Here is an 18,859-nt window from a genome sequence, read left to right on the forward strand (position 1 = left end):
CTGCTGGAGTTGCTGGACTTGCGGTCGTATTGCTGTCTCTATTATTGGCTGAGTACGACTTTGTCGGCAAAATATTCGGTCTCGCCGAAGCATTGCGTCGGCACGCCCTTGTGCTGGCTGTAGGTGACGAGGATGCGCTTGCCGGCAGCGGCCGACAATTGCTTCGCCACTTCCTCGTCGCGCACGCTGAACTGGAATTTTTCAGGGATGGTGCCCGGCAGCGCCGTCAGCAGCAATTCGCCCTCCCATGTCTTGCAAATCCAGCCCCGCTTGGAGAACTTTTGCAGGTAGCCCGCCCGTTCGCCTTCCGAGTATGAGAAGCTGAGGGCCATCCAGGCGTAGGCGGCCAGCAGCAGGAAGCCGGCCACGAGGAAGATGACGAAGGCGAAGGTGACTTTTTTGGTCGTAGGGGTCATGGTTGGGGTGAATTGTTTAGTTGGAGAAAGAGTTAGTCTTTCCGTCCGGCTTTCCAGTTCAGTCCGAAATTGTAGCGTTCGTCCATCGCCTGGTGCGCCGTGATTTTACCTTGGCCGCCGAAGTATTCCACCAATTTTGTCACCTGCAGGTTGCCGCCGTGGTTTTCCAGCATGGCGATGGCGCACATGGCGTGCTGGCTGTCGCTGTCGAGGCGCACTTCCACGGTAGGCTGGCCGGGAATCTCGATCATCACGACGCCATCCGTGGCGGCCCAGTTCGGCACGCCTTCGTAGATGAAGGCGTAGACGAGCACGCGCTTGATCTGGTCGAAATGGGTGCCGTTGATGAAGATGTTTTCACCGCTGCTGACGCTGCCCGTGCGGTCGTCGCCTTCCAGGTGGATGTACGGCGGCCTGTCATAGGCACCCCAGCTGTTGCCCAAGGCCTGCACGGCGCTCTTGCTGCCATTGCTCATTTCGAACAGGCAGCCGATATCGAGGTCGATGCCGCCCGCGCGGCCGGCCGGCTTGTTGAACAGCTTGCCGAGGAAGCCCGTGTCCAGTTTCGAGGCGGGAGCCTGGCCTTGCGCCGCGTTCTGGTTCCAGTTCAGGTTGACGCGGATGCGGCCATAGCCGCCGCTGTCGCGCTTGTCGAGCGAAATCTTGTCGCCGCGTTTTTCCAGCCGAATTTTTGACAGCGAGATTTTATTCGCCGCTGGCGCTGCCGCCGGCGTGGGTGTTGGCGCGGGAGTCGGCGCAGGGGAAGACGAAGCCGCCTCGCTGCCGCCAAAGTGCTTCAGCAGGGCCGCAAGGCCGCCCGCAAAGCCCTGGCCCACGGCGCCGAAGCGCCAGCTGCCGTCGCGGCGATACAGTTCGCCGATGATGACGGCTTTCTCGTCCTGGAAGTCGCTGCCGGAAAAGGCAAAGGTGGCCGCCTGGCCCAGCGCCAGGCTGGAATTGCCCAGCGCGCGCATGCTGCCCTGTTCCGTCGCTGCCGTAAACACCAGCTTGTCGATGGCGGCAGGCAGGCGGGAAAGGTCGACCTGGAAGGTGGAACGGGGACCGTTCAATTCCACCGTGACGGCGTTGTCCGGCGCGCTTTTCTGGTTGTAGAACACCATGTAGCGGTCGTCCGACAGCTTGCCTGCCGCATCGACGCCGAAGCAGCTGACGTCCACTTCCATCGAGCCGGAAGCGATATCGAGCGTGACGGCAAACGGACCGTTCAAGCCCAGGTCAGCCAGTTTGCCTTTTTGTCCGCGTGTGAAATTGGTCATGGTCGTGCAATCCCTTCGTCGCTTGAGAGTTGAGTCAATGAGGTATTCGCCTGGTGCGCCGGCGCCGTGTCGGCTGCATGGCGGATGCCGAACAGGCGCGCCTGTTCGATGATGCGCTGCGCCCAGCTGGAGTGGGTCGCCACTTCGCACATCGATTCCTGCATGCGGAACACGGCCGGGCTATCCGGGTCGATGATGCGCAATGCCAGTTCGATGTCCGACTGCGCCACCTGGTAGTGGCGCTCGATCTGCGGCACCTGGTCCGGGTGGATGGCCGTCTTGGCGATCATGCCGTGCGCCATGTCCTGCGCCACTTCAGCGTCGAGCCAGCTGCGCTGCGACAGGTGCTCGAAGACGGGTGCCGTCAGCTGGAAACCGTGCGGCTTGAAGATGGTGACCAGGCGGCCGATGACCTGGCCCAGCGGTGTCTGGTAAATGGTGCCGCTGGTGGGACGGCGCAGGCCCAGCAGGGCCAACAGATCGTTGCCGCCGATGCGCAGGGCCAGGATGCGGCGCCGCACTTCCGGTGCCGATAAAATGATGCGGAACTGCTTCATCTCTTCGTCGTCGAACACTTCCGCCGTTTCCAGCGTTGGCATCAGCAAGTGATGCGTGTGGCGTACCAGCTCAAAATATGCGGCGAAATTATGGCGCGTGGATTTGGGCAGCACGAAGCCGCTCAACTTGTCGGCGCCGGGCATGGCCAGCACGCGCGCCAGCACCTCGAGATTGCGCACGCGCACGAAGCGCAAGGTATCCGACTCGTCGCCCATGTTTTGCAGCGCCAGCGATAAATTGAACAGTGCGTAACTGAGGTCGCGCTCCGCGATGGCGTCTTCGGTGCAAAGAATGACCGAGCGCAAATGGCTGAATTTGTCGCCATTGGCGATCGCCAGCAAGTCCTTGTGCGTGGTCGGCACATACATGGAGGCGCCCAGCGCCGCCTTGTGCTCACTTTGTGGGTGTAGGGAGTTGTTATCCATCGACTGCGCTCCTGATAAGGGCGACCGCCTGGTAGGGCAGCGCCGGTTCTACGGTGACGGGTATGGCTTTTTCCTGCGCCAGAAGCAGCAAATGTGCCACGTCCGGCGCATTCGTGTCGCGCACGATCAGGCGCTCGGGTACGCGGCGCAGCAGCACGCGCGTCGCTTCGCCGATGCCTGGCTTGATCAGGTTGATGTCGCTGATGCCGTATTGCTGCTGCGCCTGGGCCATGTAGGCTTGCGAGCGGACCGCCATGGCTGGCGCATCGGTCGCCTCGGCCAGCGGGATGCCGCTGCTGGCGGCAATGGCCATGGCATCGGCCACCAGACCGTCGGCGAAATCGCGCGACTGGTCGTGCGCTTCGAACTGCGCGTAGTACACGCAGCCATGGAAGTCGTCCGGACCGATGCTGTCATTGAGCACGGAGCGGCTGACCAGGCCCGAGACGGTGGCATTCAAAATGCTCGACGGGATCAGATAGTCGCCGGACGAGGCGGCGCAGGCGGCCGTGCCGGCCAGGTCGGACAGCACGAACAGGCCGCCATCGATGGCCGTGCCCTGCGCCGTATTGAAATCATTGACGGTCTGGCGCAATTCGCGCGAAATCACACCCTTGCCCGTCCAGCCATCGACGAAGACGATGGAGGCGTCAGCATGGCCCTGCGCCAGGATGTGTTTGAGGGCATTCGCATCGATGCCGCGGTCGCGGATGATGGAGACGGAATAATGGCTGCATTCGCGCTGGAACACCTGGCGCAGCAAGTGACCGAGGATGACGCCCACGGGCGTGCCAGCGCGCGCCAGCGAGACGAGGGTGATGGGGCCCGTGCGGCGCGCCCCGATCAGGGCGGCCAGGCGCAGGCAGTCGCGCGCCATTTGCAGGCGGTTGGCCGCAAAAGCGCTCTGGAACAGCGCCAGGTAGGCGGGCGAGGGCAGGGATTCCGGCGACAGCATTTCGCTGTAGTGGCGCTGGCCTGACTGGATCAGGCGCTCCTTTTCGGCCAGGTCGCGTATCGGTTCGAGCGCCATCGGCGTGAGCAGAAACTCCACGTCTTCCTGGCGGTAGCTGCCGCTGAAATGCTGCGTGCCTTCGGTCATAGCGCCGCCACCGTGAGTGCCGCCAGCTGGGTGCCGTTGGGGATGATGGCGTAGTCGCAGGCGGCCATGAAGCGCGCATCCGAACGGCTGTCGCCCATGCCGAAGCTGACGATGGGGCCATGCTCGGCTTCCAGCTCCGCGCGCAGGTAGGCCACGGCACGCGCCTTGTTCAGGGTCTTCGGCAGCACGGCCAGGTTGTTGCCGTTGCGGTGGATGAAGTAGTCGCTGCCTTCGGTTGCGATCCATTGCTGCAGCACTTGTTCTTCGATGTCGGCCAGGCGTTCGCCGCGCGCTTCATGGTCCTTGACGACGATGTAGAAAGGCGTGTTGTAATCCTCGATCAGGCGCGCGCGCGAGGGCATGCCGGCCTTGATCTGGAAATCGTCGATGATGCGCATGGCGTCCTGCAGGCCGGGCAGCGCCGTTTGCATGTCGTTCTGCATCAGGGCCAGCCAGCCCGCGTCGAGCGCGCCGCCAGGCTGCAGCACGATGCCGCCGTAATCGAGCACGCTGTAGCTGGTAAACGGCAGGTCGACCCGGCGAAACGCGTCGCCATTTCTCGCCGTGGCAGGAATCAGGGTCATGCCGCTTTGCGCGAATTCAAAGAAGGCGCGCTGGCGCGCCGTCGTAAACGAGCAGGCGTCGCCATTTTTCAGGTAGGCGGCTGGCTGCAGGTCGGTCTCGCCAGGGCATTTTTTCGGGGTCTGGAACAGTGTGTCGTCCAGATCAACAAACAGGAATTTCTTCAATTTTGGTCTCTGACTGAAAGTGGAACAGGCGGCCATTCAATTGGCCGGCAAGTTGCATGAGGGCCGGACTGGCCGGGGTTTCATGGCAGATGAAAACGTGCTGGTACTGGCCAGGCGCTACGTTGTACAGGTAATTGGCGATGCCTTCGCCGTAATTGTCGTCGCAGCGGACGATATGGCCGACGGAGCCCCACGACAGGATCGGCGAGCGCGTGGTCGATTGCACCACCACGTTCTTGCCCAGCGCTTCGAGTTCGCGCGCCAGCAAAAACGACGGATGCATGAATTCGCCCGTGCCCAGCACGAGCACGGAGTCGCCGGTGCCGATTTCCTGCGCCAGCTGCACCGCCAGGCCTTGCGGCGGCGTCAGGGAACGTCCCACGCCGATGCGCCCGAACGCGGGGCTGGCGCCCCGTTCTGCATTCGCTTCGAAGCGCTGCGCGCTGGCCGCTACCGGAGCCGGCGCATCGCCGGCCTGGAATGCGTAGTGGCCGGAGAGTGCCGCGCCGACGGTGGTCGGCAGGCCGAAACGCTGCGTGAGGCCCGCGTTGGCGGCCTGGCCCATGAAATTGGTGATGACGCCCAGGTGCAGCTTTTCCAGCTGCGGATAGCGCACGCGGCACACTTGCACCAGGTTGGCGAAGGTGTTGCCGGTCGACGCTTCATCGTCGATCAGCACCAGGCTGCGGGCCGTGGAAAACAGCGCGCTGGCCGCGTCGGACAAATGCAAAAACTGGCGTGGCGCATGGCTGTGTGATTCCTCGAATTCGAAGAAGGGCACGCTGCCCACGCGGTAGCGCGAGCTGTGCAAGAACAGGGCCTTGCCATTCGGATTGGCACGCAACCACGCCTCGAACACGCCCTGGCCCAGGCCGACGGCCGTTTCGGCCATGGCGATGAAGACCACGGGACCGGGCAGGCTGGGAGGGATTTGCGCCGCCAGGTCGTCGTGGATGGCTTCCATGGCGCGCGGCGTGACGGGCCAGTGTTTGCCCAGCACCTTGGAGAGGAACAGGAAGCCGCGTTTGGCGTTGGCGCGCGCGGCAAAGCCGATCAGCCAGTCCAGCGGAAAGCGCGCCTCGTCCACTTGCAAGGTCAGTTCGCCCGTGGGCATCTGCTGCTTGACGATGTTCATGGCAGCTCCACGGCGTAGGCGGCTTCGCCCACGCGCATACCTGCACGGATGGCGGGCACGGTGAGTTTGTCAAAGCCCTGGTCGAAACCGGCCAGCGCCAGGTAGGGCAGGTTGGGGCCTGCCGCGCAAGCCATGCCGATGCCGCCCGACATGCGCGGGTTGATTTCCAACAAAGCCAGGCCGTTCGCGCCCTCGCGGAACTGGATGTTGAAGACGCCATTCAGGCGGTAGTCGCGCGCCAGTTTGTCGCAGGCTGCCAGCAAGTCGTCGCGCAGTTCGATCAGCTGACCGCTGCCGCCCCCGTGCAGCTTTTTGCGCGGCACGGCGCAAATGAGCTTGCCCTGGTCGGCGACGCAGTCGGCGCTGTATTCGTGGCCATCGAGGTATTCCATCAGCAGCAGGGTCTTGAACGTTTCCATCTGCGCCAGGCCGCTACGCAGCTCCTGTGCATTGATCTGGTAGGCGGCGCCGGCCAGCAACAGCTGGGCGCTGCTGCGCTCTTCATCGAGAATGGCAAAGCCCAGGGCATACACGGATTCCGATGGCTTGATGCACAGCTTGCGGTGCAGCGGGCGCAGTTCGGCGTAGGCGGCGTCGTATTCCGCGATACTGGTGACGGCGCGGTAGTCGGCCGGGCGGGCCATGGGCAGATCGAGGCCGTCGCAAAAGCGTGCCTTGTCGTGCATCAGGTCCAGTACCTCTTCGCTGGCCACGCTGAGCACGCGCGTGCCGATGGCGGCGAAGCGCGCGCTGGCGCTGCCGATCAGGCCAGCTTCCTTGCCGGGCCAGAAAATCGTGATGTGGCGCTCACGGCAAAATTCCAGGCACCACTCGACATAATTGAGGCCCGTCAGTCCCGACGGTTCGACCGCAAATTCGTGGGCTGACAAGAAGGCCGCCGCGTGCGCGTTCGTGTTGCTGCACACGATGTGATAGCGCGGCTGGCCGCTAGTGGCGGCCATATCGGCCTCGCGTATCAGGCGCATGGCCGTGCCGACCGATGAAAATGTTTTGTTGAACCAGACTCTTTGCATGTACGGGGACCGGGTGGAAATAGGGGAAGCCGCGCGCAGGTGCGCGCGCGGGCAGTGTAGCCAGAAAAACTTAACCTGGCCTTAGAGAGAGGGGGTCAGCCGGCCTTGCCGGTGGCTGTCCATTTCAGGAATGCATCGCGGTTGCGCGAGCAGATAAACACCTTGCCCGAGCCGGAAAAGCGCAGCACGATGCCTTCGCCGCTGGTCACGCTGTTGACGATATTGCCGAGGAAACCGCCGATGCCGCCGCCGCTGGCGCCGCCGCCCGTGGTCACGGAAATCTCGTATTTCAGGCTATTGTCCCAGCAGACCACGTGGGAATTGTCGATCACGACATCCTTGCCCGGCTCGACGTCGAGCTGGAACATGGAGCCGAAGCCCGACACCACCACTTGCCCCGTGCCGGCTGTCTCCATGACGAAGAAGCCGCCCGACTGGGCGAACAGCGCGTTGCCGATGCTTTGCGTGCGCACTTTCATTTCCGTGCCCGCAGTGGCGGCGACAAAGGCACCGTCGTTGAGCAGGTACTGGCGCGCGCCCACGTCGACCACTTCGATGGCGCCCGGCAGGGTGGGCGAGAGCAGGCAGTCGCCGCTGCCGCGCACCGCTTCGATATGCTGCTGGAAGAACGATTCGCCATTCGCGAAGCGGCGCATGATGGCGCTGCCCAAGCCGCCCGTCATCTTGCCTTTCAAGTCCAGCGCCGTTTCCATCATCACCATCGCATCGGATTCGCAATAGATGGTTTCGCCCTGCTTCATGCTGACGTGGAGGAAGGGATCGACGTCGCCCGTGACACTAAATACTGGCATGATAAATCTCCAAAAAAAAGCCGCCTGATCTGTGCAGGCGGCAGTGATGATATGACAAAAGTGCAATTCACCGTCGAAAGCCAGACAGGCCCTCTGCGCGTGAATTTTAGGCGTTAACGCCGAACGAGCGTGCGAGGGGCCCCAGGCCGCCGTTGAAGCCCTGGCCGATGGCCTTGAACTTCCATTCGCCGTTGTAACGGTAGATTTCGCCAAAGATCATCGCCGTTTCCGTCGAGCTGTCTTCGGACAGGTCGTAGCGGGCGATTTCTTTTTCGCCTTCCGCGTTCAGGCAGCGGATGAAGGCTTTCGAGACCATGCCGAAGTTCTGGCGGCGCGCGTCGGCGTCGTGAATCGTCACGGTGATGCTGATGCGGTCGATGTCGGCCGGCACGCGGGTCAGGTCGATTTCGATGCGCTCATCGTCGCCTTCGCCTTCGCCCGTGGTGTTGTCGCCCGTGTGGACGACGGAACCGTCGGTCGACTTCAGATTGTTGTAGAAGATGAAGTCAGAGTCGCCACGGACTTTGCCGTCGTTTTTCAGGAGGAAAGCACTACCGTCAAGGTCAAAGGTGGCGCCGTCCGTCGAACGAGGATCCCAGCCGAGGCCGACGATGATCTTCTTCAGGTTCGGTGCTTCCTTGCTCAGGTTGACGTTGCCGCCTTTTTGCAAACTGATTGCCATGTGGTGCTCCTTTTCAATAAATAACTCAAACATGCCTTCATGGGATAAGCGCAAGGCGCTCGTGCCATTACTCTCTCAACTGGGGGCGAACCACCCGATTTCAAGCTTGTGCCGCGTGCCGTTTGCGATAACGCAGGGATGACCACAGCGAGACCAGGATGAAGGCCACGCCTGACAGGCCAGTGAACCACTCCGGAATATGGTACTTGACGGACGCCAGCATGATCAAGGCCAGGATGCCGATCGCATAATGGGCGCCGTGTTCCAGGTAGACGAATTCATCCAGAGTGCCCTTGTGCACCAGGAAGACCGTCATCGAGCGCACGAACATGGCGCCGATGGCCAGGCCCAGCATGATGATGACGACGTCGTTGGTGATGGCGAACGCGCCGATCACGCCGTCAAAGCTGAACGAGGCGTCCAGTACTTCCAGGTACAGGAAGCCGCCGATGCTGCCGCGCGCTACCGTTTTTACCAGGTCGCCATTGCCGCTTTTCGCCGATGCGGCGCCTTCTTCTGCGTCGTCCTGCAAGTCCGGTTCGCCTTCTTCCAGCAAGCCGCTGATCCAGTTCACGCCGATGTAGACGGCGATGCCGACGACGCCCGAAGCGAGCACGCTGTATTTTGCTTCCGCAGGGCCCATGGCCACGCAGGCGGCCACGGCACCCATGGTGATCAGCACGGCGAGGCTTTCGGTGCCCAGCGCGTTGACTTTTTCCTCGGCCCAGCCCAGCCAGTGCAATTCCTTCTCGTCGTCGAACAGGAAGTTCAGGAACACCAGCAGCAAAAAGGCGCCGCCGAAGGCCGCCACTTGCGCATGGTTATCCGTCAGGTGCTTGGCATACACGTCCGGCGTGTTGGTGGCCATGGTCCACACGTCGACCAGGCCCAGGCCCGTGGCCACCGATACGATGACCAGTGGAAACAGCAGCCGCATGCCGAAGACGGCGACGAGGATACCCACCGTCAAGAACAGTTTTTGCCAGAATTCATTCCAGTGACGCAAGACCGAGGCATTCACCACGGCATTGTCGAACGACAGCGACACTTCCATAACGCCCAGCACGCCCGTGATCCACAGGGCATTGATCAGGCCGGTCATGCCGCCATGGCTGTAACCCCACCAGCCCGACACTGCCATCAGGATAAAAGTGACTAAAAAGGAAATTCTGAAATGCCGCATGAGTACCCCGTTGCAAGTATGAAAGACGTTTGATTATCCGCGCCGCTGTGCGCGCCGCACTCTGTGTTGATATACGTCAATTGTTGTATATGCCATGATTTTATATTAGTTGCCGCCGGTGGCGGCGTTTTATAGGCTGGCGACAGGCAGTTCTGCTGGCGCGGATGATCTGCGATAATTGCGGCGCGCCCACCTGGCGGCCGCAGCCCCTGACACACTCTATACATATAAAAGAAGGAATACCCCGTGGATATCGCTTACCTCGTCACACCCCTGATCACCTGGATCCTGGTCGGACCGATCAAATTCCTGATCAACAGTGTCCGCACGCGGCAATGGGCGTTCGGCCTGGTCGGCAACGGCGGCTTTCCCAGCAATCACAGCGCCGTCGTTTCCAGCATGGCAACCCTGATTGCCCTGCGCGAAGGCATAGGCCACCCAGCCTTCGGCGTGGCTGTGACGTTGGCCTTCATCGTCATCATCGATGCCAACAGCCTGCGCCAGCACGTTGGCAAGCAGGCGGCGGCCATCAACCGCCTGGCCGGGGAGGCGGCCAGCGCCGCGCACAAGACCTTGCGCGAGCGCATGGGTCATACCCTGGTGGAAATCGCCGGCGGCCTGTGCACGGGCGTGGCGATCGGCTTCCTGATCAACACCGTTTTTAGCCGCTAAGCCCGCTTCTCCTGAAACGCAAAACCCCGCCCGAGGCGGGGTTTTGCGTTTCAGGGCGTAAAAACTACGTTTCATCCATTGATTAAAGCATTACAGGAAACCGCCGATTGACATGCCCGGACACGCTCATGGATACTTTGGCGCTTGTGGTTTTAATAAAAATAAATGCTTGCTAACGCCTGCAGCCCTATCCGGGCCGTGGGGACGGTAGCGGTGCTATCTATCCGGAGAATTACCCATGTTGCGCAAAACCCTGTTTGTTCTGGCAATCGCTTCTGCCCTGACCGCTTGCGGCAAAGAGTCCAAAGATCCCGGCAAGGGCGGCAAGGGCGCCAAGGAACAGGCGGGCGCTGCCGTCAATTTGCTGGTCTCTCCGGAAGACTTGCTGACCATACAAAGCAATGCGCTGGCGTCGGGTCCCGTCATCACCGGTTCCGTGCAGCCCGAGCGCAACGCGGACTTGCGTGCCGAAGTGTCGGCCGTGGTGATCCAGGTCATGAAGGAAAACGGCGAAGTGGTCAAGCGGGGCGACGTGCTGGTGCGCCTGGACGAAACCTCCATCCGCGACAGCCTCAATTCGGCCGAGGAAGCCAGCCGCGCCGCCAGCCAGGTGCTGGAGCAGTCCGAACGCATGTTCCAGCGCATGAAAACCCTGCGCGCTTCGGGCATGACCTCGACGCAGGCGCTGGAAGACGCGGAAATCCGCCGCAACAATGCGCAAAGCGATTTGTCCGCCGCGAAAAGCCGCGCCGCCCAGGCCCGCCAGCAGCTGCAGCGCACCCTCGTGCGCGCGCCGTTCGACGGCATCGTGAGCGAGCGCAAGGTGTCGAATGGCGATACGGCGCAAATCGGCAAGGAATTGATCAAGGTCATCGATCCGACCAGCATGCGCCTCGAAGGCCTGGTGTCGGCCGACAAGATCGGCGTCGTCAAGGTGGGTCAGCCCGTGCTGTTTCGCATCAATGGTTATCCAGGCCAGGATTTCGCGGGCAAGGTGCGCCGCGTCGATCCTGCCGCCAACACTGTTACGCGCCAGGTGGCCGTGCTGGTCGATTTCAATGACAAGGAACAACCGCGCGTGGCCGGCCTGTATGCGGAAGGTCGCATCGAGACGGAAACCGTTAGCGCGCTGATGATACCCGACTCGGCTTTGGTGAAGGCGGGCGACGTGACGTACACGTGGAAGGTCAAGGACAAGGCTTTGCATAAAGTCACACTGCGCATCGGCGCGCGCGATGTGCGCACGGGCCAGTGGGAAGTGCAAAGCGGCCTGGCCAGCGGCGATACTGTGCTGCGCACGCCGGGCTCGACCTTCAAGGATGGGCAGAAAGTGGAATTGACGGCAGCCAAGGCCGTGCCAGCGGCTGCCGTGGCCAGCAGCAGCACCGCCGTTGCCGGTAAAGGAAACTAAGCCATGTTCCTTTCCGATTTCAGTATCAAGCGGCCCACCGCCACCATCGTCCTGATCCTGGCCATGATGTGCGTCGGCTTGCTGGCGCTCAAGAAACTGCGCGTCAACCAGAACCCGGACGTCGAAGTGCCTTTCATCGTCGTCAGCATTCCTTACCCTGGCGCATCACCTGATACGGTCGAGCGCGAAGTGGTGAACCGCCTGGAAAAATCCTTGCAAAGCATTTCCGGCGTGACCGAAGTCAACAGCGATTCGAATGAAGGTTCGGCCACTATCTTCCTGAAGTTCTCGTTCAATACCAATTTGATCGAAGCGTCCGATAATATCCGCAATGCCATTGCCGCCGTGCGCTACAAGTTGCCGACGGAAATGCGCGAGCCTATCTTGCAGCGCATCGACCCGGCTGCCGAACCGATCATGCAGTTGGCGCTGTCGTCGAATACGCAAAGCCATGCGGAAATTTCGCGCCTGGCCGAAGATGTGCTGTCTGACCGCTTCCGCACCGTCGATGGCGTGGCGCTGGTCAACGTGGGCGGTTCGCTGAAGCGCGAACTGTCCGTGTTGCTACGGGCGGAAAAATTGCGTGAATACAATGTATCCGTCAGCGATGTCGTGACCGCCTTGCGCAACCAGAACACGAATGCGCCGGTGGGCAAGGTGCGCGGCACGCTGGACGAGAAAAGCATCCGCCTGGTGGGCCGCATCGAGTCGCCGGCCGATTTCGAGAAAGTGGTGATCAAGCGCCGCGGCGAGGAAATCGTGCGCCTGGCGCAAGTGGCCACCATCGAGGATGGCTTTGCCGAAGTCAACAGCCTGAGCATGCGCAGTGGCAAGCCTAACGTGGGCATATCGATTACCCGCGTGCGCGACGCCTCCACCGTCAGCGTGGCCAACAAGATCCGCGACATGGTGGCGGAAATCAACAAGACCTTGCCGAAAGGCACGATCCTGCAAGTGACGCGCGACGGCGGCGAAAACGCCCAGCATAGCTTGAACAATGTGATCGAATCGCTGGTGCTGGGCGCCGTGCTGACGATTTTCGTCGTCTACGCTTTCCTGAACTCGTGGCGTTCGACCCTGATCACGGCGCTGAGCCTGCCCACATCCGTGATTGCCGCCTTCATTGCCGTGTGGCTGTGCGGCTTTACCCTGAACTTCATGACCCTGCTGGGCTTGTCGCTGGCCATCGGCGTGCTGATCGATGACGCCATCGTGGTGCGCGAAAACATCGTGCGCCACATGCAGATGGGCAAAGACCGCCGTACGGCGGCGCTGGAAGGCACGGCCGAGATCGGCATGGCCGTGGCCGCCACGACCTTCTCCATCATCGCCGTCTTCATCCCCGTGGCCTTCATGCCTGGTATTTCCGGCGAGTGGTTCCGTCCATTCGCCTTGACGGTGACGTGCTCGGTGCTGGTCAGCCTGGGCATCTCGTTTACGCTCGACCCGATGCTGTCGGCCTATTGGGGCGACCCTGTCGAGGAACACTCGGCGCCGAAAAAAGGTATCGGCCGCGTGCTGGAGCGTTTCAATCACTGGTTCGACCACCAGGCCGACCGTTATGGCCGCGTCATCGCCTGGGCCCTGCATCACCGCCGCTGGATGGCCGTGATCGCCTTTGGCAGCCTGGTGGGCGCCATCGTCCTGCACGCTACGCATGGCGGCACGAGTTTCTTGCCGGCATCCGATTCGGGCAACTTGATGATCAATGTACGCACGCCATCGTCGAGCAGCATCGAGTATTCGCGTTTGAAACTGGAAGCGGCGGCCGTGCTGGCGCGTACCTTGCCTGAAACCAAGGATACCAACAGCTCCATCAATGCCGGTGGCGGAAGAGTGTATGTCGACATCGGCAAGCGCAATACGCGCAAGCGCTCGGCCAAGGAAATCGCCGTCGAGTTGCGCGAGAAGATGTCGCGCCTGGTGGGCGCCGAATACGTGGTGCAGGATGACTTGAGCAACGGTTCGCAAAAACCGATCCAGGTGGAATTCACGGGTCCCGATTCGCGCAAACTGATGGAAATTACGAATGCCTACATGGACAAGCTGCGGGCCATTCCCGGTGCCGTCGACGTGGGCCTGTCCGAACAAGATCCAAAGAACGAGCTGCAGATTGAGCTCAACCGTGGCCTGGCTAATTCGATGGGTATTTCCGTCAATGATGCGGCGCAATCGTTGCGCGTGGCGTTTGCCGGCGTGGAAGTGGGCGACTGGGTCGATCCGACTGGCGAGACGCGCGACGTGGCCGTGCGCCTGCATCCCGATGACCGCGTGGCGTCGGAAAACATCGAGCGCCTGCCGATCAGCGTGACGGGCACGTCGCAAATGGTGCCGCTGGACCAGATCGCCACCATCACCATGGGCAAGGGACCGTCCGGCATCGAGCACAAGAATGGCAAGCGTACGATCACCGTGTCGGCCAATGCGCAAGGCCGCTCGAACGGCGAAGTGACGAGCGACGCCATGAAACTGGCCAACTCCATCGACTTCCCGCCCGGCTACGGCCTGGCGCTCGGTGGCGCGGGCCAGGATCAGCAAGAGCTGTTCACGGAAATGCTGATTGCGCTGGTGATGGGGATCGGCCTGATGTATTTGATCCTGGTGATGCAGTTTGGTTCCTTCACGGCGCCAGTGGCGGTGATGATGTCCTTGCCGCTCAGTCTGATCGGCGTGGTGGTGGCGCTGGTGATCACCAACAATACTCTCAACCTGATGAGCTTTATCGGCATCATCATGCTGATGGGCCTGGTCGCCAAGAACGCCATTCTGTTGCTGGACGCGGCGCGCAAGCGCGAGGAAGAGGGCCATGGCCGCGAAGACGCGCTGATGTATGCGGGCCGCATGCGTCTGCGTCCCATCCTGATGACGACGTTTGCGCTGATCGCCGGCATGTTCCCCGTGGCGCTGGGCCTGGGCGAGGGCGGCGAGTTCTACCGTCCATTGGCGATTGCCATCATCGGCGGCACCATCACCTCGACGATTCTGACCCTGCTGGTCGTGCCGACCTTCTATGACAGCATCGAAATCGCCCGTGATGGCGCCGTGGCCAAGTTCCACCGCCGCGCCGCGCGCATGCCCGTGGCCGTGGCCATGGTGCTGACCCTGCTGGAGTGCATACTGACCTTGCTGCTGGTGCGCTTCGTCTACCGCATGCTGAAAAAGGCCGTGCTGTTCCTGATGGGACGCCGCGCACCGAAGGCGACGTCGGTCAGCCTGCAAAAGTAAAACCGGGCCAAGGCGCAGTTTACGCTGCGCCGTGGTAGTTCAGGAGCCTTCTGCGGAAGGCTCTTTTTTTGCCCATCCAGCGGACCAGGGTTCAGTCGCTAGCTGTTGCGCAGCGGCGTGGTGGTGTCATCGGGATTGCTGGGGGTGGCCGGCGTGGGGCGCGAGCAGAGCGCTGGGTTTGACGTAACGCAAACCCGCAAGGGAGTTGGCCAGTCGGGCCAGGACAGGATGCCCTGGCCGCGTAAGACGATTTATTTGGCGGCAGGGGCCTTGCTCACTTCCACTTCCCAATCCACGCCCGAGGCGACGTGGTGTTTGGCGGCAAAGTCACCCTGGCTGATGGCCACGGCCACGTCGAGCAGGCTATTCAGGTAGACCAGGGGTTTGCCCTTGGCGACGCCGCCAAACGTGTGCTCGAATGGCGCCGTGACCTTGGCCACTTGCTTGCCCTTGTGCAAAATGCGCACTTGCAGCGGGTCATGCAGTTTCACCTGCAATTCGTCGAGCAGGGATTTCGGGATATTCGTCCACACATTGCCGTACTTGACGTCGAGCACGGGCACGATGCCACGGATGGTATTGCCATCGCGCACAGGTTTTTGATAGGCAATCTTGACCACGGATTCGCTCGGCAATTGCGGGCCCACCTGTTCATAGCTGATGGCGCCCGAGGCCAGACGCGCACCCACATACGCGTACACGTCGCGGCCATGGAAGGTGTAGGACTCGCCTGATCCGGCCAGGCGGTTGACCTTTTCATCGATTTCGCGCAGTTCGGCCACGCCGTCGCGCTCGGCGATCAGGGTGAACAGGCCGTTATCCGGCCCCACGAAGTAGCGGCCACCCTTGGTTTTCAGCACTACCGACTTGCGGTTGGTGCCCACGCCCGGATCGATGACGGATACAAACACCGTGCCTTGCGGCCAGTAATTGGCCGTCTGGTACAAACGGTAGGCGCCCAGCCAGATGTCGTAGTCGGGAATCTGGTGCGTCAGGTCCGAAATGGTCAACTTGGGGTCGACGCCATAGGCCACGCCATGCATGGCGGACACGGCGCCGTCGGCCGTGCCGAAGTCCGTCATGAGCACCAGCGGTGCTGCAGCCTGGGCGGGCGACAGCAGGAGGGCGCTCAGGCAGGCACCGGCGACGAGGTGGGAGATGCGTTTGATGATCATATGCTCTTTCCGTGACTTTAAAACGTGTAGTTCAGCTTGGCGTAGAAATACGCGCCATTGACGCCGATGGGGTTGATGAAATTGTAGGGCAGGGCGCCGCCATACGTGGCGTTATTCGTCTGGCGCACGCGCTGCGGGTAACGGTCGAGGATATTGTTGCCGCCCACGCTCACCGTCAGTTGCTTGCTCAGCTTCAATTGACCTTCCAGGTCCAGCGACCAGACGGCGCCAAAGCGCTGCGCGGGGATGCCATCGATCAGGGGCGCATCGCTGTCATACGAAAAATCTTTCAACTCGCCGAAGCGCGTGGCGCGCGCCTGCACGCCCCAGCCGGCCGCTTGCCAGTCGGCACCGAGGATCAATTTGCTGGTGGGTGACGCATGTTTGATGCGGAACAAACTCGTCTCTGTCAGCAAGGTGAGACCGGGATCGATATTGGTCAGCGCAGCGGAACTCTGGCGCACCTTGTCGAGACTGGTCTTGTTCAGGTTCAGTGCCGCGTTCAGGTTCAGCTTGCCTGATGTGAAGGCGAGGTCATGATTCAGCACCACGTCCAGGCCTTTTGTGCGCGTGTCGAGCAGGTTGGCCAGGTAGGCCACGGACTGGATATCGCTGCGGCCATTCGCGGCCAGATAGGCTGTGACGGCGTCGCTTTGCAAGTCGCTTGAGCGCGTGATGCGGTCGCGGATGCGGATCACGTAGGCATCCACTGTCACGCTGGTGGCGGTGGCCGGTTTCCAGGCCAGGCCCAGCGATACGTTGGTCGACTTTTCTGGCTTGAGCTGTTGTGCGCCGAAGCTGCGCGCCAGCGGGTCGCTGGCCGGCAGCAGGGCCGCCGTTTGCAGGGCCGTGCCATCGGCGTTGAAGTTCAGTGTGGCGAAGCGGAAGCCCGTCTGCACGAGGGCCGGCGCGCGGAAGCTGTTCGACAGCGAGCCGCGCACGAGAAAGTTGTCCGTTACTTTATAGCGCGTGGACAGTTTGCCCGTGCTGGCGCTGCCGAAGTCGCTGTAGTGGGAATAGCGTGCGGCGGCGCCCACCAGCAGGCGCGGCGTGAGGTCGCTTTCCACGTCCGCATACACGGAGCGAATCTGCCGGCTGCCGTCATAGGCGTCCGATGGCCGCAAGCCCGGCCCCGCCTGCGCGCCCGGCGGGGCATCGGTGAAACTGCCGGCCGCGTACGAAGCGGGGTCGCCGGCCGAGCTGGTGTAGGTCTCGCGCATCCACTCGGCACCCACGGCCACGCTCAAGGGGGCGGGCAAGCCGATGTCGATGCTGCGTGTGGCATCGAGGTTCAAGGCGTTCTGGCGGAAGTCGAAGCCGGCTAGTTTGAAACGCGTGGGGCTGGCCGTGCCCAGCGAGGCGTTGACGGACTGGCTCACGCCGTAGTTAAAGCGGTCACTGCCGTGGCGCGCGCTGGCGTCCCAATTCCACTCGCCGGCACTGCCCCGCACGCCGGCCACGATGCTGAGGTCGCGCTTGTCGCCGTTGGTGACGGGGCGGTAGCCGTTCGGATACAGGGCCAGTACGTTGGACGGGTCGCCCGGATAGCGGAAGTAGGCGCTACCGTCCGATTTGCGCTCGTTCAAGGTGGCAAACGAGTACAGGTCCAGGCCATTGGCCAGGGTGAGCTGGCTGTTGTAGAACAGGTAGTTGTTGCGCTGGCGCGAGTCGCCCGACTTGAATACGACCTTGCCATCGAGCGCCTGGTCGGCTGGGGTGAAGTTGTAGGAAGTCCAGCCCGCGTCGCTGGGGCCGGCCCGTTCCGTGGGCGAGCGGCGCCGCGTTTCCGCGCCGAAGCGGAAGTAGCCCGCATCGCCCAGCGGCACGCCATAGTCGGCATTGACGATGACAGTCTGGCCATCTGTCAGGGTTTGGTCGGTCGGCTCGAAATGTGTGTGGTTGGCGCCATAGCTGACGGAGGCGGAGCCGCCCGTGCGCGCCTTTTTCAGTACGATGTTGATGACGCCCGCCACGGCGTCGCTGCCGTACTGGGCCCCCGCGCCATCGCGCAGGATTTCGATGTGGTCGATGGCGTTGGGCGGAATGGCGTTGATGTCGACCGGCACGGTGCCGGCGAAGCTGCTTTCCGTGTCGAGCACGGCGCTCGTGTGGCGGCGCTTGCCGTTGATCAGCACCAGTACCTGGTCGGGCGCCAGTCCCCGCAACTGGATGCCGCGCACGGAGTCCGACGCGCCGCTCGACTCGATGCGGGGGAAGTTGATCGAGGGCGACAGGTTTTGCAGGGCCGCGCCCACGTCACCGGTCGACAGCGCATTGCTCACTTCGCGCGCGCCGAAGCGGTCGATGGGCACGCTGCTGTCGAACACGGTGCGGTTGCGCGCGCGCGAGCCGACGACGGTGACCTGGTCGATGCTGGCGCTGGCCGTTTCAGCGTTGGTGCCTGTGCCTGTGCTGGCGCTGGCTTGCGCATCTTGTGCCCAGGCGGACGGTGCGCCCAGCATGGCGCAGGCCAGGACGATGGCGCGCAGCGGCGTGGCGGGAGTGGCAGATACAGGATAGAAGTGGCGCGGATGCACGGCGTGGTCCTTTGGGCTCAATGAGTGTTAGTACGGAAACAGTTGCCATGAGCTTAAGGGAGGCGGCGGTATGCGCTAACGATTCTTTCTGGATATGCTTATGCTGTTGTTTTTATGCCGCCAGCAGCGCAGCAGGGAAGGCGTACGAGGTGATGCCGCAGTTGGGCACGTCGGCGGCCTTGCCAATAGCCAGCACGTAAGGCGAGTACAGCACGACGGTCGGTTGTTATTCAGGGGGAAGGGTGGCGAAGCAGTCGCCCAGGGCGGAGAGGGGGGGCGACGACATCGCGCGCCACGTTGCCGACGCTTTGGCCGTGACGCACGATCCAGATTTGCTGGGGCCATTTCTGTTGGCTCTGTCCCCGATAAGTAGGGGAATTCCGAGAATTTTCCTGGGGCCCTGCTGTCTGACGGTACATAGCAGACAAACGGGAGTCTTCCATGCAGCCAGCCGAGTGGAAAACCTTCA

General features: G+C 62.2%; 15 protein-coding genes. 3 read left to right on the top strand and 12 right to left on the bottom strand.

The genetic code is table 11. From position 1 onward, the window contains the following. Positions 1-41: 41 nt before the first annotated feature. From ACQ4WN_RS24050 to ACQ4WN_RS24095, 10 genes are all read right to left on the bottom strand, one after another. On the bottom strand, positions 42-416 hold the full coding sequence (locus ACQ4WN_RS24050; protein ID WP_436553785.1) for a DUF8785 domain-containing protein: 375 nt from the start codon (positions 414-416) through the stop codon (positions 42-44). Positions 417-448: 32 nt separating this feature from the next. Beyond that, the gene (locus ACQ4WN_RS24055) at positions 449-1,693 is read right to left on the bottom strand and encodes a TerD family protein (RefSeq protein ID WP_436553786.1); all 1,245 of its coding nucleotides are present in this window, start codon (positions 1,691-1,693) and stop codon (positions 449-451) included. Continuing rightward, positions 1,690-2,676, bottom strand: coding sequence for an HpcH/HpaI aldolase/citrate lyase family protein (locus ACQ4WN_RS24060; protein ID WP_436553787.1), 987 nt, complete (start codon positions 2,674-2,676; stop codon positions 1,690-1,692). The genes ACQ4WN_RS24055 and ACQ4WN_RS24060 overlap by 4 nt, the downstream gene beginning before the upstream one ends. Continuing rightward, entirely contained in the window at positions 2,669-3,775 is a 1,107-nt protein-coding gene (locus ACQ4WN_RS24065) for a cysteine protease StiP family protein (protein WP_436553788.1), read from the bottom strand. Before ACQ4WN_RS24065 ends, ACQ4WN_RS24060 begins: the two co-directional genes overlap by 8 nt. Next, entirely contained in the window at positions 3,772-4,524 is a 753-nt protein-coding gene (locus tag ACQ4WN_RS24070; protein WP_436553789.1) for an HAD family hydrolase, read from the bottom strand. Before ACQ4WN_RS24070 ends, ACQ4WN_RS24065 begins: the two co-directional genes overlap by 4 nt. Next, the gene (locus tag ACQ4WN_RS24075; protein WP_436553790.1) at positions 4,502-5,659 is read right to left on the bottom strand and encodes a phosphoribosyltransferase domain-containing protein; all 1,158 of its coding nucleotides are present in this window, start codon (positions 5,657-5,659) and stop codon (positions 4,502-4,504) included. Before ACQ4WN_RS24075 ends, ACQ4WN_RS24070 begins: the two co-directional genes overlap by 23 nt. Next, positions 5,656-6,693: an ATP-grasp domain-containing protein gene (locus ACQ4WN_RS24080; RefSeq protein WP_436553791.1), complete on the bottom strand. Its 1,038-nt coding sequence runs from the start codon at positions 6,691-6,693 to the stop codon at positions 5,656-5,658. The genes ACQ4WN_RS24075 and ACQ4WN_RS24080 overlap by 4 nt, the downstream gene beginning before the upstream one ends. A 95-nt stretch (positions 6,694-6,788) precedes the next feature. After that, on the bottom strand, positions 6,789-7,505 hold the full coding sequence (locus ACQ4WN_RS24085; RefSeq protein ID WP_436553792.1) for a TIGR00266 family protein: 717 nt from the start codon (positions 7,503-7,505) through the stop codon (positions 6,789-6,791). Between the two features lie 106 nt (positions 7,506-7,611). After that, positions 7,612-8,187, bottom strand: coding sequence for a TerD family protein (locus tag ACQ4WN_RS24090; RefSeq protein ID WP_070290657.1), 576 nt, complete (start codon positions 8,185-8,187; stop codon positions 7,612-7,614). Positions 8,188-8,287: 100 nt separating this feature from the next. After that, positions 8,288-9,370, bottom strand: coding sequence for a DUF475 domain-containing protein (locus ACQ4WN_RS24095; RefSeq protein ID WP_436553793.1), 1,083 nt, complete (start codon positions 9,368-9,370; stop codon positions 8,288-8,290). Between the two features lie 246 nt (positions 9,371-9,616). Between ACQ4WN_RS24095 and ACQ4WN_RS24100 the strand changes: the two genes are divergently transcribed. The 3 genes from ACQ4WN_RS24100 to ACQ4WN_RS24110 all read left to right on the top strand — a co-directional run bounded on the left by ACQ4WN_RS24100 (position 9,617) and on the right by ACQ4WN_RS24110 (position 14,678). After that, positions 9,617-10,042: a divergent PAP2 family protein gene (locus ACQ4WN_RS24100; protein WP_436553794.1), complete on the top strand. Its 426-nt coding sequence runs from the start codon at positions 9,617-9,619 to the stop codon at positions 10,040-10,042. A 238-nt stretch (positions 10,043-10,280) separates the two neighbouring features. Then, positions 10,281-11,453, top strand: a complete 1,173-nt coding sequence (locus tag ACQ4WN_RS24105) for an efflux RND transporter periplasmic adaptor subunit (RefSeq protein ID WP_436553795.1) — start codon at positions 10,281-10,283, stop codon at positions 11,451-11,453. A 3-nt stretch (positions 11,454-11,456) separates the two neighbouring features. Then, complete coding sequence (locus tag ACQ4WN_RS24110) at positions 11,457-14,678, top strand: efflux RND transporter permease subunit (RefSeq protein ID WP_436553796.1); 3,222 nt, start codon at positions 11,457-11,459, stop codon at positions 14,676-14,678. Between the two features lie 251 nt (positions 14,679-14,929). Here the strand turns inward: ACQ4WN_RS24110 and ACQ4WN_RS24115 are convergent, their stop codons facing one another. Beyond that, complete coding sequence (locus ACQ4WN_RS24115; RefSeq protein WP_436553797.1) at positions 14,930-15,853, bottom strand: SAM hydrolase/SAM-dependent halogenase family protein; 924 nt, start codon at positions 15,851-15,853, stop codon at positions 14,930-14,932. A 17-nt stretch (positions 15,854-15,870) separates the two neighbouring features. Continuing rightward, a complete protein-coding gene (locus ACQ4WN_RS24120; protein ID WP_436553798.1) occupies positions 15,871-18,390 on the bottom strand; it encodes a TonB-dependent receptor plug domain-containing protein in 2,520 nt (839 codons plus the stop codon). Positions 18,391-18,859 lie beyond the last annotated feature (469 nt).

The organism is Janthinobacterium pasteuri (genome assembly GCF_051380775.1).
In the GTDB taxonomy this organism is placed as follows: Bacteria; Pseudomonadota; Gammaproteobacteria; order Burkholderiales; family Burkholderiaceae_D; genus Janthinobacterium.

What these genes read in the sequence shown, in the direction of transcription:
- ACQ4WN_RS24050 (WP_436553785.1), bottom strand. Translation starts at nt 416, where the DNA reads ATGACCCCTACGACCAAAAAAGTCACCTTCGCCTTCGTCATCTTCCTC.
- ACQ4WN_RS24055 (WP_436553786.1), bottom strand. Translation starts at nt 1,693, where the DNA reads ATGACCAATTTCACACGCGGACAAAAAGGCAAACTGGCTGACCTGGGC.
- ACQ4WN_RS24060 (WP_436553787.1), bottom strand. Translation starts at nt 2,676, where the DNA reads ATGGATAACAACTCCCTACACCCACAAAGTGAGCACAAGGCGGCGCTG.
- ACQ4WN_RS24065 (WP_436553788.1), bottom strand. Translation starts at nt 3,775, where the DNA reads ATGACCGAAGGCACGCAGCATTTCAGCGGCAGCTACCGCCAGGAAGAC.
- ACQ4WN_RS24075 (WP_436553790.1), bottom strand. Translation starts at nt 5,659, where the DNA reads ATGAACATCGTCAAGCAGCAGATGCCCACGGGCGAACTGACCTTGCAA.
- ACQ4WN_RS24080 (WP_436553791.1), bottom strand. Translation starts at nt 6,693, where the DNA reads ATGCAAAGAGTCTGGTTCAACAAAACATTTTCATCGGTCGGCACGGCC.
- ACQ4WN_RS24085 (WP_436553792.1), bottom strand. Translation starts at nt 7,505, where the DNA reads ATGCCAGTATTTAGTGTCACGGGCGACGTCGATCCCTTCCTCCACGTC.
- ACQ4WN_RS24090 (WP_070290657.1), bottom strand. Translation starts at nt 8,187, where the DNA reads ATGGCAATCAGTTTGCAAAAAGGCGGCAACGTCAACCTGAGCAAGGAA.
- ACQ4WN_RS24095 (WP_436553793.1), bottom strand. Translation starts at nt 9,370, where the DNA reads ATGCGGCATTTCAGAATTTCCTTTTTAGTCACTTTTATCCTGATGGCA.
- ACQ4WN_RS24105 (WP_436553795.1), top strand. Translation starts at nt 10,281, where the DNA reads ATGTTGCGCAAAACCCTGTTTGTTCTGGCAATCGCTTCTGCCCTGACC.
- ACQ4WN_RS24110 (WP_436553796.1), top strand. Translation starts at nt 11,457, where the DNA reads ATGTTCCTTTCCGATTTCAGTATCAAGCGGCCCACCGCCACCATCGTC.
- ACQ4WN_RS24115 (WP_436553797.1), bottom strand. Translation starts at nt 15,853, where the DNA reads ATGATCATCAAACGCATCTCCCACCTCGTCGCCGGTGCCTGCCTGAGC.